Source organism: Streptomyces sp. MUSC 14 (assembly GCF_001866675.1).
Classification (GTDB): domain Bacteria; phylum Actinomycetota; class Actinomycetes; order Streptomycetales; family Streptomycetaceae; genus Streptomyces.
The window spans coordinates 98,253-112,422 of record NZ_MLYN01000022.1 but is presented as its reverse complement, the minus strand read 5'-3'; the positions used below and the strand labels follow the sequence as shown (position 1 = coordinate 112,422).

The following is a 14,170-nucleotide window of genomic DNA, read 5'->3' as shown; positions in this document are numbered from 1 at the left end:
GCCGCACGCCATACGCCGCACGCCGCACGCCTCACGACGAGGCCGCCGGGCCGGCGGCCGAGCCCAGCGAGCCGACCGCCGCGACCTTCACGCCCGCCTTGTGGCAGACCCAGTGCGGGTCGGGGCCCAGCTCCGGCTCCACGTCGAGGGCGTGCGGGTCGCCCGAGCCGCACACCGGGCACAGCGGCCAGCGGCCGTACCGCTCCAGCAGCGCGTCCTGCACGTCCTGCGCGACCAGCCCGGCGACGTACGCCACCCCGTCCGGCCACTGCTCGACCCACCAGCGCCGCTCCGCCACGGAGTCCTCGACCAGCGAGACCACGTCCGCCTGCGCGACCTCGCCCGCGACCAGGTCGGCCAGCACCAGCGCGCGGGCGGCGTGCAGGGCCTGTTCGAGAGGGGTGACGGGATGGGCCGGGTTGGCGGGATCGACGGGGTCCATGGAACCCATTGTGCGCACTCTTGACCGTCGTACCGAACCGAAAATATCTTTCATATGTGACCCAGGACGTGAAGGAAAGTTTCGGCAGTCCGGGCGGATCCCTCGCCGCGAAGGTGCGCACCCTCGCCCCTTCCATGACCCGGTCCATGCAGCGCGTCGCCGAGGCCGTCGCGAACGACCCGGCCGGCTGCGCCGCCCTCACGGTCACCGGCCTCGCCGAACTGACCGGCACCAGCGAGGCCACCGTCGTCCGCACCGCCCGCCTGCTCGGCTACCCGGGATACCGGGACCTGCGGCTCGCCCTGGCCGGGCTGGCCGCACAGCAGCAGTCGGGCCGGGCGCCGGCCATCACGACCGACATCGCGGTGGACGACCCCATCGCCGACGTCGTCACCAAGCTGGCCTACGAGGAACAGCAGACCCTCGCCGACACCGCCGCCGGACTGGACACCGCCCAGCTCGGCGCCGCCGTCACCGCGCTGGCGGGCGCCCGCCGGACGGACGTGTACGGCATCGGCGCCTCCGGCCTCGTCGCCCAGGACCTCACCCAGAAGCTCCTGCGCATCGGCCTCATAGCCCACGCCCACAGCGATCCGCACCTCGCCGTGACCAACGCGGTGCAGCTCCGCTCGGGCGACGTGGCGATCGCGATCACCCACTCCGGCTCGACAGGGGACGTCATCGAGCCGCTGCGGGTCGCGTTCGAACACGGGGCGACGACCATCGCGATCACCGGCCGGCCCGACTCGCCGGTCACCCAGTACGCCGACCACGTACTGACCACGTCCACCTCACGGGAGAGCGAGCTGCGACCCGCCGCGATGTCCTCGCGGACGAGTCAACTGCTCGTGGTGGACTGCCTGTTCGTGGGTGTGGCCCAGCGGACGTACGAGACGGCTGCGCCGGCTTTGGCCGCTTCCTACGAGGCCCTGGCTCATCGGCACCGGAGTGGTTCGCGATAGACCGTAGGACTGACCATGGAGGGGATCTGCGGGTCCGTAGTGGCTGATCGCGCAGTTCCCCGCGCCCCTAGGGAATTGCACCCGACCTGCACTGGAAAGAGCCGACCCCTCATGACCTCGCCCGACCTGCGCAGTCAGCTGGCCTCCCTGACCACCGAGGCCTTCCGGCCCGAGCTCGCCGACATCGACCGCCTGCCCACCCCCGACCTCGCCCGCCTGATGAACGCCGAGGACGCCGCCGTGCCCATGGCCGTGGCCCGGCGCCTCCCGGAGATCTCCGCCGCCATCGACGCCGTCGCCGAACGGATGGCGCGCGGCGGCCGGCTGATCTACGCCGGCGCCGGTACGGCGGGCCGGCTCGGCGTCCTGGACGCCTCCGAGTGCCCGCCCACCTTCAACACGGACCCCGCCCAGGTCGTCGGCCTGATCGCGGGCGGCCCCACGGCCATGGTCACCTCGGTGGAGGGCGCCGAGGACTCCGCGGAGCTGGCCCGCCAGGACCTGGACGCGCTGAAACTCACGCCCGATGACACCGTTGTCGGCATCTCCGCCTCCGGCCGCACCCCCTACGCGATCGGCGCCGTCGCTCACGCCCGCGCACAGGGCGCCCTGACCATCGGCCTGGCCTGCAACGAGCACAGCGCGCTCGCGGCCGCCGCCGAGCACGGCATCGAGGTCGTCGTCGGACCGGAACTGATCACCGGCTCCACCCGCCTCAAGGCCGGCACGGCCCAGAAACTCGTCCTCAACATGCTGTCGACGATCACGATGATCCGGCTCGGCAAGACGTACGGGAACCTGATGGTCGACGTCCGGGCCTCGAACGACAAGCTCCGGGCCCGCTCCCGCCGCATCGTCTCCCTCGCCACCGGCGCGACGGACGACGAGATCGAGCGGGCGCTGGCCGACTCCGGCGGCGAGGTGAAGAACGCGATCCTCGCCCTCCTCGCCGACGTCGACGGCCCCACGGCCGCCCGCCTTCTGGAGGAGTCCGGCGGCCATCTGCGTGCCGCGCTGGCGCACGCGCCCCGCTGACCCGCACGCTCGGGGCGTGCGCATCGACCCCGCCTCCACCGCGACCGCCGTCCTCACCCTGGTCGGCGGCCCGGCCAACGTCACCTCCGTGACCCACTGCATGACCCGCCTCCGGCTGACCCTCGCCGACCCGACGGCGGTGGACGAGGCGGCCCTGCGGGCGGTCCCGGAGGTACTGGGCCTGGTCTCCGACGGCCCGGACTGCCAGGTCGTACTCGGACCGGGGGTGGTCGAGGAGGTCACGGAGGCGGTGACGAGGACGGTGACGGAGACGGCGGCGCGGGCCGACGAGGGAGGAAAGGGAGGAACGGAGCAGGAGACGGGCGTCCGGACCGCCCTGCGCCGGATCGCGAACGTCTTCGTCCCCCTCATCCCCGCCCTCATCGGCTGCGGCATCCTCGCCGGCCTCAACGGCCTTCTGCTGAACGCCGGTTGGCTCCCCTCCCTCTCCCCCGCCCTGTCCGCGATCGCCTCCGCCTTCCTCGCCCTGATCGCGGTGTTCGTCGGCATCAACACGGCGCGGGAGTTCGGCGGCACCCCGGTACTCGGCGGGGCGGCCGCGGCCGTCGTCGTCCACCCGGGGGTGTCGAAGGTGACGGCGTTCGGGGCCCACCTGTCCCCCGGCCAGGGCGGCGTGCTCGGCGCCCTCGCCGCCGCGTTCCTGGCCACCCGCGTCGAGAAGTGGGTACGGGGCCGGGTGCCGGGCGCGCTGGACGTCCTGCTCACGCCGACGGTCACCGTGCTCGTCTCCGGTCTCGTGACGCTGTACGGGCTGATGTACGCGGCCGGTGCGGTGGCGGCGGCGATCGGCACGGCCGTGAACTGGCTCCTGACCACGGCCGGCGCGGCGGCGGGCCTGGTGCTGGGCGGCCTGTTCCTCCCCCTGGTGATGCTGGGCCTGCACCAGGCCCTGATCCCCATCCACACCACCCTCATCACACAACAGGGCTACACGGTCCTCCTCCCCCTCCTCTCCATGGCGGGCGCGGGCCAGGTGGGCGCGTCGCTCGCGGTGTACGTCCGCCTGCGCCACGACGGCGACCTGCGCACGACGATCCGCTCGGCCCTCCCGGCCGGCCTGCTCGGCGTGGGCGAACCCCTGATCTACGGCGTGTGCCTGCCGCTGGGCCGCCCCTTCCTGACGGCGTGCGCGGGCGGCGCCGCGGGCGGGGCGTTCGTCGGCTTCTTCGCGATGCTCGGCACCACGGTGGGCGCGACCGCGATCGGCCCCTCGGGCTGGGCCCTGTTCCCGCTGCTGACGGGCAGCAGGGGCGCGGGCGCGGCGGTCGCCGTCTACGCGGGCGGCCTGCTCACCGGCTATGCGGTGGGCTTCGTGGCGACGTACCTCTTCGGCCTCCCGCGCGCCCCCCGGCCGAGCGCCGCCACGTGACGCACGGCGGTCGCCGTTCGTTGCCTCAGCATGACGACGATGAAGTTCCTCGCCACGGCCGCCCTCACCGCCGCCTCCGCCGCCGCGCTGGCCGCCCCCGCCCACGCCGACGCCCTGGCCGACACGGGCGCCGTCCCGGGCGCCAAGGCCGCCCACGGCAACGGCCAGTGGACGATCTCCGACACCGCGAACTGCGCCGACACCCTCGCCGTGGTCCCCGTCCTCAAGCAGGTCTCGCCGCTGCAGGTGCGCGAGAACAGCCCCACGTGCGGCGCGGGCAGCCTGATCCGCCCGGGCCACCGGGGCCACCTGGGCCCGCACGGCAACCGCTGAGGGGCTGACGGGGGCCTCGTCGGTCCTTACGGTGCGCGCCAGACGAAGGTGTACCGCCAGAAGAGCCGGCGGCGGAGCCGGACCCCGGGAAGAATCCGCCGGGCCTCGCGACCGATCTCGCCGAAGGTCATCTCCGGATCCCGGACGGGGGCGGTCATGGAAACAGGCCGGTGCGACGCGGCCCGCCCCCGGTTCTTCACCCACCCGACGAGCGGATTGAGCGCTACGGCCGCCAGCCCGAGCGCGTGGTCGAGAACCCCTTCCGCCCGCGCACAGCCGACCACGACCAGGGTGCCGCCGCCCGCCAACTCCTCCCGGAACCGGACGAGGGTCTCGGTGAAGGGAAGGTGGTGGAGTACGGCGACGCAGGTGATGACGTCGTAGGGACCCGGGGGAAGGCGGCCGGGCGCCTCTGCGAGTGCGTAGGTGACGGGGGCGTCGACGGAGGTCGACTCCCGCGCCCGCTCCAGAATCCCCGCATCGGCATCGACTCCGACGACGGTCTCCGCCCGCCGCCCGGCCAGCCGCCGCACCAGCTCCCCGCTGCCGCACCCCACGTCCAGGACCCGCCCGGCCGCGCGGGGCAACTGCCGCAGCAGCCAGCGGTGGTAGTGGGCGTTGTGGTCCCAGGGGTAGGCGGCGTTCAAGCGGTGCAGGGCCTCGACCAGTCTGCTCAACGGCTGCGCCTCTCCCGGTTCACCTGCCGCACCTTGACCCGCAGTTCCTCACCGACGGACATCGCCTTCAACACGTCCGTCAGCCCCTCGGCGGTACGGACATTGCAGCGTCCCAGGTCGACCAACGCAAACGGTTCCTCGCTCGCACCGGTCACCGGATCGACACACAGGGGACGGCAACACGACCCCGACCCCGGTGAGCGCGTCCCGCAACGACTCCACGATCTCCTCGGTGCTGCGCACGTTCTCCAACCTCCACGGTGAGTTCTGGATCTGCCACACAGCGTGGTCGACGGCTCGCCAGCCTGGCCAGATACGGCATCCCAACAACCCGAACCGTGTGACAGGGAGTCGCGATGGCAGGCCCGAAGGACCTCGATCCGTCGTCATCACCGCGCGCTCTCCTGGGCGCCGAGCTACGCCACGCCCGCGAGAAAGCCGGCTCGAGTCAGGAGGAACCGGGCCAACGGCTGTTCGTGAGCGGCTCGTTCGTGGGGCAGTTGGAGTCAGGTACGCGGCGGATGCAGCCGGACGTCGCGCGGATGCTGGACGAGGTCCTGAGTACGGGGGGTTTCTTCAAGCGGAACTGCAAGGCGGCGGCCAGGTCGAAGTACCTGGAGGACTTTGAGGAGGCAGCGGAGGCCGAGGCTCAAGCCACGGCGATCAGGCAGTACGCGCCGCTTCTGATCCCCGGGCTACTCCAGACACCCGCATACGCGTGGGCCGTGAACCGCGCGTACGACCCGACGGCACCGGAGGAGACCATCGAGGAGTGGACGGAAGGCCGGATGGCGCGGACCCGTCTGCTCGACCATCCAACAAGGCCGTTGTTGTGGACGGTGCTTGACGAGGCTGCATTGCGTCGGGAGCCCGGCGGCCGGGCGGTGATGACGGACACCCTGCGCCACATCGCAGGCCTGGCCCGCCGAAACCGGGTCATCGTGCAGGTACTGCCGCTCAGCGCGGGAGCCCACGCAGCTATGGGTGGCGCCCTCAAGCTGATGGAGTTCGCGGACGCCCCTCCGCTGGTCTACTTCGAGGGGGTGCGCATCGGTCGGCTGGAGGACGACCCGGCCACCGTTGCCCAGTTGAGGTTCACGTTCGACCTTCTCGTGGCCTCCGCCCTCTCGCAGGAGAAGTCCTTGGCCCTCATCGAGGCGTTGGCGCAGGATGACACTCATGAGGAACATCTCTGAGTACGACCTGAGCACGGCCACCTGGCACAAGTCGAGCTACAGCGCAGGCGGCGGCAACGACTGCCTGGAAGTCGCCGACGCCCACCCCGCCCTGGTCCCCGTCCGGGACTCGAAGACCCCCCACGGCCCAAAGCTCTTCTTCAGCCCGGCCGCGTGGGCTGCGTTCACCTCGTCCCTCAGGTAGCCGTCCCGAAGCTCAAGCCCCGAGCTCCCAGGTCCGAGCGCCCTTTTCAAGGAATGGGCGGAGGGTCTCAACCCACCCTCCCACCCTGCGTGTTGACTTGACGCGTTCGGCTTGCAACGCAGCGTCACATGCCTCTAACGTGCGGCCATAAGCAAACGGCCCCCGCTGGTGCGCCAACACCGGTGCGGGGGCCTCACCTACAAGATCGAAGGACACATTCGATCCCATGGCTTACGCCAACTTTAGTGCTGCCCCTGCCCCCGCGCACCCCTTCCCTCACCCGATGGCCAATCCGGGCTACGGCAAGCGGTCGGTCCCCGGACAACGTCCCCGGACGAACCACGACTTCGCCCACCTCCCCGCCCGCGAAGCCGCCATCGCCGCCTACCTCGACCGGCTTCCCGACGGCGCCGACATCTCCGTAAAGACGCTGGCCAAGGTGATGCCGTACGGGCAGTGCGCCCTGGGGACCGCCCTCAACCGGCTCCAGAAGGCAGGGCACTTACGGCGCGGACGGGAACGCCTGGCCGGTGCGGACGGCGTCCGCTGGATCACCCGATCGTGGTGGTCCCGCACCGCACGTGACGACGACTGGTGGGCGACGTTCGCGCGCGGCGACGTACCGCAGCCGGAACCGCCACCGGAAGACCAGGCCCGCCCGGCCCCGACCCGCTCCCGCGCCCACATCCTGCTCGCCGCCCTGGGGCGTACGGCCCCGGTCATGTCCCTCTCCGCCGCCGACTGTGCGGAACTCGCTCCGCTGGTGGCGGAGTGGTTCGTGCGGGGCGCCGACGACAGCGCCGTACTCCACGCCCTCACCGCCGGCCTGCCCAGCCCCGTCCACCACCCGGCCGCTCTGGTCCGCAGCCGCCTGACCAGCAAGCTCCCACCCGAACCGGTACGGCAGCCACCCCGCCCGCCCCGCCGGATCCTGGAGTGCGCGGAGTGCGGGGTGCCGGGGCGGCCGGAGGCGCTGGCGGACGGGCTGTGCCGCGCGTGCAGGGGTGCGCCCCCGCGTGACCGCGCGCACCCGAATGGGCCCCTGGCGGCTCCCGCAATCCGCTCCTACGCAGCTGAGATGCGTGCTGCGATCTTGCAAAAGCGACAAGAAAGGACACTGGCATGACCGCTCCTACGGTCCGACGAGATCACTCGGGGGCACCATGGAAGGAAGGAGGCAATGCCATGACCCCTGACACCGCCGAGCGCCCGCAGATGTCCGTCGAGGACTTCGAGGAACTTGCCCGCAGGGCTCCGAGGGAGCTGCGCAACCGCCTGGAGTTCCTCGGTGGACGGCTGTGCATCCGGCACGGTCCGCTCGACGTCGAGGAGTTCGAAGAGCTGGAAGCCACTGCCCCGGAAACCGTGCGGCTGGAGTACATCAACGGAAACGTAGTAGTCAAAGCCATGCCGGACGGCAACCACGGCGAGATCTTCATGTGGCTGCTTCGTCAGTGCATGCAGCAGCGCCCCGAGCTGAACCTCATGCCCGAGCGGGGCGTCAAGGCCGAGTCCTACCGTAAGGTCCGCGCCCGTACGGACGGCTTCCTCGCACCCGAGGGCCATTTCAAGGGGCACGGGGAGTGGTCGGAGACCGACGGCGCCCTCATGGCGGTGGAAATCACCTCACATGACCGCGACACCGACCAACGCGATCGCATCGACAAGCCCATCGGCTACGCCGAGGCCGGTATCCCCGTCTACCTCCTCATCGATCGCGACAACAACACCCTCACCGTCTTCAGCGAACCGAAGGAAGGCCGCTACCTCCTGTCCCCTCGCTACCCCTGGGGCGCTACCGTCGAGCTGCCGCCTCCGGTCGGCATCACACTGGACACAGAGAAACTCAAGGACTACGCGGACTGACCATGAACCACGCCCAGCTCACCGCTCTCGGACGGGCCCTGCGGCTCGTCGGGGAGCACGGGGAGGCGCTCGGTGCCGACACCCCGGACTCCCGGCTGCACGAGATCAAGGCCGATCTGCGCCGGGCGCTCGATCTGCTGGACGAGAGTGTCGCCGCCGGCGCGCCCGCCACCCGGTGTCCCGAGCACCCGCAGGGGCCCGTCGACGAGAGCGCGCCCGATCTGTGTCTGCTGTGCGAGACCCGGCGCCGGGCCGCACGCCGGTCGGAGTATCACGGCGGAGGGCGGGAGCGGACCGAAGCCGCGGGCGCGGCCACCGCGCCGTCCCGGTACGGCGTCCGCGCCGACCGGCCGCAGCCACAGCAGCGCTGGCTGCCGGAGGCGTGGAACGGACAGGAGTGGCAGCTGTGCGGCACGCCCCGGCGGGACAAGCGCGAGGCCGAGGCGTATCTCGCCGCCCAGCGCCGCTCGTCCCGGCCCGCCATGGCGTACCGGCTTGTGCACGAGTTCACCGACTACGAGGTGCTCCGGGTGTGGGGCACCCCGCTGCGCGTCGACATCGAACCGCTGGGGAACCTATAGCAGCGGCAGGGCGGTGAAGTCGTAGCCCTCCCAGATCCGCCTGCTCGCCTCCTCCGGGTACGGCGCCACCCGCTGTTCCGCGTCGAGGACCTGGACCAGGCGGGAGCGCGGGTCGTAGGCCGGCCAGCCCGGGTCGCCGGTGCGGGCGAAGGCCGTCCAGGCGCGCTGGATGAAGGCAGACAGCCGCTCCGCCTCCGGTGTGGGTCTGCCGCCGGGGAAGGCGAGGGCGGCCAGGTCGGCGCCGAACGTGCCGAAGAGCAGCGGGATGTCCAGACCGTGGCAGGCGCCCAGCGCGCCCGTGGAGTCCGGGGCCGGCCAGGTCAGTTCGTAGACGTGGGCGCTGCCGCCGCCCGCCCGCTGGGCCTCCGCCAGCCGCAGGCTCGGCTGCCCGAACTGCCAGTCCGTCTGGACCCGTTCGAAGAGCTGCTCTGCACTCCGCTCCGGGAAGGCCGAGCGGTACGCCGCCTCGCCCGCCGCCCCGCCCGGTGCGTACAGCCGCAGGATCCCCGCGGCCAGGTCGTCCGTGATCTTGCCGGACATACCGGCCGCGACCAGGAACAGGCGCCACTCGTCGCGGTTGTGGCCGACCAGGAGGTCCACGTCCCGCGCCGCACCCGCTGTAAGGGCCTCCCAGGGAGTCGTGGACAGCACCTCGCCGTCCACCACCGGCGCGAAGGGCAGCGCCGTCGGTGCCACCTGGCCCCAGCGGTCGGTGTACGCCTGCATCTTGATGCCCAGGGCCTGGCCCGCCCGGGTCAGCTCGCGCGGGTCCGTCCGCGCCAGGTCGGCCGCGGTGGGCGTGCGGCCCGCCTCCGCCGCCAGCGCCGCGGCGATGTCGCGGGCGAGGGCTGCGGAGAAGAACGTGCCCGGCACGCTCTGGGTGATCGCGCGGCGGAACAGGCCCCGGGCCCTCGGCATGGCCAGGAGGGAGGCGATGGAGCCCGCGCCGGACGACTGGCCGAAGACGGTGACCTGGGAGGGGTCGCCGCCGAACGCCGTGATGTTCTCCTGGACCCACTCCAGGGCCGCGACCTGGTCGAGCAGGCCCCGGTTCGCGGGAGCGCCCGTCCAGAAGGCGAAACCCTCCATGCCCGTGCGGTGGTTGAAGGAGACGAGCACCGCGTCGCCCGTGCGGGCGAGATGCTGGGCGTCGTAGGCCGACTGGCCGCTGAAGCCGAGTTTGTACGCACCGCCGTAGATCCACACCAGCACCGGTCGGGCGGCGGACGGATCCGGGTCCGGGGTCCAGACGTTCACCGTCAGCCAGTCGTCGCCCTCCGGCTGCCCGGGCTGTACCGCGCGGCCGGAGAGTCCCGCCTCCTCCGGGGGCGGCGGGCCGAAGGCGTACGCCTCCCGCGTGCCCTCCCAGGGGTCGGGCCGGCGCGGTGCCCGGAAGCGGTCCGGGCCGACCGGGGGCGCGGCGAAGGGAATGCCCCGGAACACCGACAGCCCCTGCTCCCGCAGACCGCGCACCGCCCCGGAGGCGGTGCGCACCACGGGCCCGGACTCGCTCTTCGTCATCGCTCGCTCCCCTGACCTCAGCCGTAAGCCTCAGCACGAACTGACTGTTCATCAAGGGAACGCGCGACGACGGTCACAAGTGCCCGAACGGCGCGACGGACACCGTCAGCTGAGGGTCTTCAGCGACGCGGCGTCGTACGGCTTCAGCTCGTCGAAGCGGTCGGCGAGCACCTTGGCCGCCCACTCCGGGTCCTGCAGCAGCGCGCGGCCGACGGCGATCATGTCGAACTCATCGGCCTCCATCCGGTCGAGGAGGTTGTCGATGGCCTTGACCTCGGAGCCCTGGCCCTGGAAGGCGCCCAGGAACTCGCCGTCGAGGCCGACCGAGCCGACGCTGATGACCTGCTTGCCGGTGATCTTCTTCGTCCAGCCGGCCAGGTTCAGGTCCGAGCCGTCGAACTCCGGCACCCAGTAGCGGCGGGTGGAGGCGTGGAAGACGTCGACGCCGGCCGCCGCCAGCGGGGTCAGGATGGCCTCCAGCTCCTCGGGGGTCTCGGCGAGGCGGGCCGCGTAGTCCTGCTGCTTCCACTGCGAGTAGCGGAAGATGACCGGGAACTCGGGCGAGACGGCCGCGCGGACCGCCGCCACGATCTCCGCGGAGAACTTCGCACGGGCCACCGGGTCGCCACCGTAGGCGTCGGTACGGCGGTTGGTGCCCTCCCACAGGAACTGGTCCAGGAGGTAGCCGTGGGCGCCGTGGAGCTCCACGCCGTCGAAGCCGATGCGCTCGGCGTCGGCGGCCGCCTGGGCGAACGCGGCGATCACGTCGTCGAGGTCCTGCTGGGTCATCGCCCGGCCGGTGGCCTCGGCGCCCGCGGTGACCAGGCCGGAGGGGCCCATCGCGGGGGCCTCGGGGAAGGGGGCCTCGCCGTCCTTGCGGACCATGCCGATGTGCCACAGCTGCGGGACGATGGTGCCGCCCGCCGCGTGCACGTCCTCGGCGACCTTCGCCCAGCCCGCCAGCTGCTCCTCGCCGTGGAAGCGCGGCACGCGGTCGCTCTGGCCCGCCGAGTCGTGGCCCACGTAGGTGCCCTCGGTGACGATCAGGCCGACTCCGGCGGCGGCACGGCGGGAGTAGTACGAGCGCACGTCCTCGCCGGGTACGCCGCCCGGGGAGAACATCCGGGTCATCGGCGCCATCGCGATCCGGTTCGGCACGGTGAGGCCGTTGAGGGCGATCGGGCGGGACAGGATCTGGGCCGCGCGGGAGGCGGCGGTCGTCGTGGCGGTCACGTGGGGGCTCCTCGGGGGCAACGGAGTTAACCGGTCGGTATGTGAACACGCATTGTTGCAGCTCCTTAAGTAACGGCCTATGTGCCGGCCCACATTCCGCAGCACGGTCCGCCCGCGTGTGATCCGAGGCACAGTCCGGGACGCGATCCCGGACTCGCCCCGGAAACGCCCGAGGGCGGCACCCCCAGCCGGAAGCTGGAAGTGCCGCCCTCGGAGCAGGACAGGTGATCCGGGCGGATCAGAAGTCCATGTCACCGCCCGGCATGCCGCCCGGAGCGGCCGCGGCGGCCTTCTCCGGCTTGTCGGCGATGACGGCCTCGGTGGTGAGGAACAGCGCGGCGATGGAGGCCGCGTTCTGCAGCGCGGAACGCGTCACCTTCGCCGGGTCGATGATGCCCTCGGCGATCATGTCGACGTATTCGCCCGTGGCGGCGTTCAGACCGTGGCCGACGGCCAGGTTGCGCACCTTCTCCACGACGACGCCGCCCTCAAGGCCACCGTTGGCGGCGATCTGCTTCAGCGGGGCCTCCAGGGCGAGCTTCACGGCGTTGGCGCCGGTCGCCTCGTCACCCTCCAGGTCCAGCTTCTCGAAGACCGAGGAGGCCTGCAGCAGGGCCACGCCACCACCGGCGACGATGCCCTCCTCGACGGCCGCCTTGGCGTTGCGCACGGCGTCCTCGATGCGGTGCTTGCGCTCCTTGAGCTCCACCTCGGTGGCGGCACCGGCCTTGATGACCGCGACGCCGCCCGCGAGCTTGGCCAGGCGCTCCTGGAGCTTCTCGCGGTCGTAGTCCGAGTCGCTGTTCTCGATCTCGGCGCGGATCTGGTTCACGCGGCCGCCCACCTGCTCCGAGGAGCCGGCGCCGTCGACGATGGTGGTCTCGTCCTTGGTGATGACGACCTTGCGGGCGCGGCCCAGGAGGTCCAGGGTCGCGTTCTCCAGCTTGAGGCCGACCTCCTCGGAGATGACCTCGCCGCCCGTGAGGATGGCGATGTCGCCGAGCATGGCCTTGCGGCGGTCGCCGAAGCCCGGGGCCTTGACGGCGACGGACTTGAAGGTGCCGCGGATCTTGTTGACCACCAGGGTCGACAGGGCCTCGCCCTCGACGTCCTCGGCGATGATCAGCAGCGGCTTGCCCGACTGCATGACCTTCTCCAGCAGCGGGAGCAGGTCCTTGACCGAGGAGATCTTGGAGTTGGCGATGAGGATGTACGGGTCCTCGAGCGACGCCTCCATGCGCTCCATGTCGGTCGCGAAGTACGCCGAGATGTAGCCCTTGTCGAAGCGCATGCCCTCGGTGAGCTCCAGCTCCAGACCGAAGGTGTTGCTCTCCTCGACGGTGATGACGCCTTCCTTGCCGACCTTGTCCATGGCCTCGGCGATCAGCTCGCCGATCTGGGTGTCGGCGGCGGAGATGGACGCGGTGGAGGCGATCTGCTCCTTGGTCTCGACGTCCTTCGCCTGCTCCAGCAGGGCGGCGGAGACGGCCTCGACGGCCTTCTCGATACCGCGCTTCAGGGCCATCGGGTTGGCGCCGGCGGCGACGTTGCGCAGGCCTTCCTTGACCAGGGCCTGGGCGAGCACGGTCGCGGTGGTCGTACCGTCACCGGCGACGTCGTCCGTCTTCTTGGCGACTTCCTTGACCAGCTCGGCGCCGATCTTCTCGTACGGGTCCTCGAGCTCGATCTCCTTGGCGATGGAGACACCATCGTTGGTGATCGTGGGGGCGCCCCACTTCTTCTCGAGGACGACGTTGCGACCCTTGGGGCCGAGCGTCACCTTGACGGCGTCCGCGAGCTGGTTCATGCCGCGCTCGAGGCCGCGCCGCGCCTCCTCGTCGAACGCGATGATCTTGGCCATGTGAAGTGGTCCCTCCAGGACTGGGGGTGATTCCTTCGGACCGCGCCCGCGCCCGCGACGGACGGCTCGCCGGCCTGTGGTTCCTTGCCCCACGTGGCCTGCGGGCCTCACCGACCCGGTCCTTCTTTGTCACTCTCACCTTCAGAGTGCTAACGCCAATGATTAGCACTCGCCCCTGTCGAGTGCAAGCGCCTTCGGGGGGTCGGGGCGCGCGCTCAGCCACCCGCGAACAGAGGATCAGGGCGGCGCCGAACGGGGCAGCCGGGCACAGCGAAGGGCCCGCACCCCTCGCGAGGTGCAGGCCCTTCGGACAAAAAACGTTCAGGCGCTGAGGCGAACCATGTCGGCCTGCGGGCCCTTCTGGCCCTGCGAGATCTCGAACTCCACCCGCTGCCCCTCTTCCAGGGTGCGGTAGCCGTCCATCTGAATGGCGCTGTAATGGACGAAGACGTCCGCACCACCGTCGACCGCGATGAAGCCGTACCCCTTCTCCGCGTTGAACCACTTGACGGTGCCCTGAGCCATGCCTAACTCCCCTATTACTGGCCCTTGCACAGATCCACACTTCGCGGACCCGGGTCAGACCTCACCCCCCATCGGTCGGGGGCGTGCGCCGGAACGCGTCGACCGCGGCTGAATGTATCTGTCCAACTGCCGTCTGCAACAGGTCAATCGGACGAGAAATCTGGACGACGACGGTCCGGAATCTACCTAAAATACGGCCGAATCCAGGGCAAGTCGGGCCGTACAAAATGGAACAAAAGCCGCAGAAAGCCCGCACAGTTTGGCTACTTCTTATCGGGCTTGCGATGCGGAATCCGGGACCTCGACCTTCCGGTCCGGAACGCGTTCCCCAACTGTACCGCGCTCAATCACACTGAATGGCCCC

The 14,170-nt window shown here is 71.1% G+C and carries 16 protein-coding genes; 9 read left to right on the top strand and 7 right to left on the bottom strand.

Annotation, left to right across the window (positions count from 1 at the left end; translation table 11 throughout):
- Window positions 1–31: 31 nt before the first annotated feature.
- Window positions 32–442, bottom strand: a complete 411-nt coding sequence (locus tag BIV25_RS13645; protein ID WP_071372546.1) for a hypothetical protein — start codon at window positions 440–442, stop codon at window positions 32–34.
- A 56-nt stretch (window positions 443–498) separates the two neighbouring features.
- On the opposite strand from BIV25_RS13645, the gene BIV25_RS13640 reads away from it, so the two are divergent.
- The 4 genes from BIV25_RS13640 to BIV25_RS13625 all read left to right on the top strand — a co-directional run bounded on the left by BIV25_RS13640 (window position 499) and on the right by BIV25_RS13625 (window position 4,162).
- Entirely contained in the window at window positions 499–1,404 is a 906-nt protein-coding gene (locus BIV25_RS13640) for a MurR/RpiR family transcriptional regulator (RefSeq protein WP_071372545.1), read from the top strand.
- 111 nt (window positions 1,405–1,515) lie between these two features.
- Window positions 1,516–2,439 (top strand): N-acetylmuramic acid 6-phosphate etherase, encoded by a 924-nt coding sequence (murQ, locus tag BIV25_RS13635; RefSeq protein ID WP_071372544.1) that lies wholly within the window; start codon window positions 1,516–1,518, stop codon window positions 2,437–2,439.
- 16 nt (window positions 2,440–2,455) lie between these two features.
- Window positions 2,456–3,829, top strand: coding sequence for a PTS transporter subunit EIIC (locus BIV25_RS13630; protein WP_071372642.1), 1,374 nt, complete (start codon window positions 2,456–2,458; stop codon window positions 3,827–3,829).
- 30 nt (window positions 3,830–3,859) lie between these two features.
- Entirely contained in the window at window positions 3,860–4,162 is a 303-nt protein-coding gene (locus BIV25_RS13625; RefSeq protein ID WP_143076630.1) for a hypothetical protein, read from the top strand.
- A gap of 26 nt (window positions 4,163–4,188) precedes the next feature.
- Here BIV25_RS13625 and BIV25_RS13620 read toward each other — a convergent pair whose 3' ends face one another.
- Both BIV25_RS13620 and BIV25_RS52675 read right to left on the bottom strand, forming a co-directional pair.
- Window positions 4,189–4,839 (bottom strand): bifunctional 2-polyprenyl-6-hydroxyphenol methylase/3-demethylubiquinol 3-O-methyltransferase UbiG, encoded by a 651-nt coding sequence (locus BIV25_RS13620; RefSeq protein WP_071372542.1) that lies wholly within the window; start codon window positions 4,837–4,839, stop codon window positions 4,189–4,191.
- Window positions 4,836–4,964, bottom strand: a complete 129-nt coding sequence (locus BIV25_RS52675; RefSeq protein ID WP_256255801.1) for a hypothetical protein — start codon at window positions 4,962–4,964, stop codon at window positions 4,836–4,838. Before BIV25_RS52675 ends, BIV25_RS13620 begins: the two co-directional genes overlap by 4 nt.
- Before the next feature lie 231 nt (window positions 4,965–5,195).
- Here BIV25_RS52675 and BIV25_RS13615 point away from each other — a divergent pair, with 231 nt between their 5' ends.
- The 5 genes from BIV25_RS13615 (at window position 5,196) to BIV25_RS13595 (ending at window position 8,666) form a co-directional block, all read left to right on the top strand.
- Window positions 5,196–6,035, top strand: a complete 840-nt coding sequence (locus BIV25_RS13615) for a helix-turn-helix transcriptional regulator (RefSeq protein ID WP_071372541.1) — start codon at window positions 5,196–5,198, stop codon at window positions 6,033–6,035.
- Entirely contained in the window at window positions 6,019–6,219 is a 201-nt protein-coding gene (locus BIV25_RS13610) for a DUF397 domain-containing protein (protein ID WP_071372540.1), read from the top strand. Before BIV25_RS13615 ends, BIV25_RS13610 begins: the two co-directional genes overlap by 17 nt.
- 283 nt (window positions 6,220–6,502) lie before the next feature.
- Window positions 6,503–7,345: a hypothetical protein gene (locus BIV25_RS13605; RefSeq protein WP_071372539.1), complete on the top strand. Its 843-nt coding sequence runs from the start codon at window positions 6,503–6,505 to the stop codon at window positions 7,343–7,345.
- Between the two features lie 59 nt (window positions 7,346–7,404).
- Window positions 7,405–8,085 carry a Uma2 family endonuclease gene (locus BIV25_RS13600; RefSeq protein ID WP_177235262.1) on the top strand — a complete coding sequence of 227 codons (681 nt, stop codon included), beginning with the start codon at window positions 7,405–7,407 and terminating at the stop codon, window positions 8,083–8,085.
- A gap of 2 nt (window positions 8,086–8,087) precedes the next feature.
- Window positions 8,088–8,666: a hypothetical protein gene (locus BIV25_RS13595; RefSeq protein WP_071372538.1), complete on the top strand. Its 579-nt coding sequence runs from the start codon at window positions 8,088–8,090 to the stop codon at window positions 8,664–8,666.
- On the opposite strand, the gene BIV25_RS13590 is transcribed toward BIV25_RS13595, so the two are convergent.
- The 4 genes from BIV25_RS13590 to BIV25_RS13575 form a co-directional block, all read right to left on the bottom strand.
- Window positions 8,661–10,187 carry a carboxylesterase/lipase family protein gene (locus BIV25_RS13590; protein ID WP_071372537.1) on the bottom strand — a complete coding sequence of 509 codons (1,527 nt, stop codon included), beginning with the start codon at window positions 10,185–10,187 and terminating at the stop codon, window positions 8,661–8,663. The genes BIV25_RS13595 and BIV25_RS13590 overlap by 6 nt on opposite strands.
- A 105-nt stretch (window positions 10,188–10,292) precedes the next feature.
- Complete coding sequence (locus tag BIV25_RS13585) at window positions 10,293–11,420, bottom strand: NADH:flavin oxidoreductase (RefSeq protein WP_071372536.1); 1,128 nt, start codon at window positions 11,418–11,420, stop codon at window positions 10,293–10,295.
- Window positions 11,421–11,658: 238 nt separating this feature from the next.
- Entirely contained in the window at window positions 11,659–13,281 is a 1,623-nt protein-coding gene (gene groL / locus BIV25_RS13580) for a chaperonin GroEL (protein ID WP_071372535.1), read from the bottom strand.
- A gap of 321 nt (window positions 13,282–13,602) precedes the next feature.
- The gene (locus tag BIV25_RS13575) at window positions 13,603–13,806 is read right to left on the bottom strand and encodes a cold-shock protein (RefSeq protein WP_004929928.1); all 204 of its coding nucleotides are present in this window, start codon (window positions 13,804–13,806) and stop codon (window positions 13,603–13,605) included.
- Window positions 13,807–14,170 lie beyond the last annotated feature (364 nt).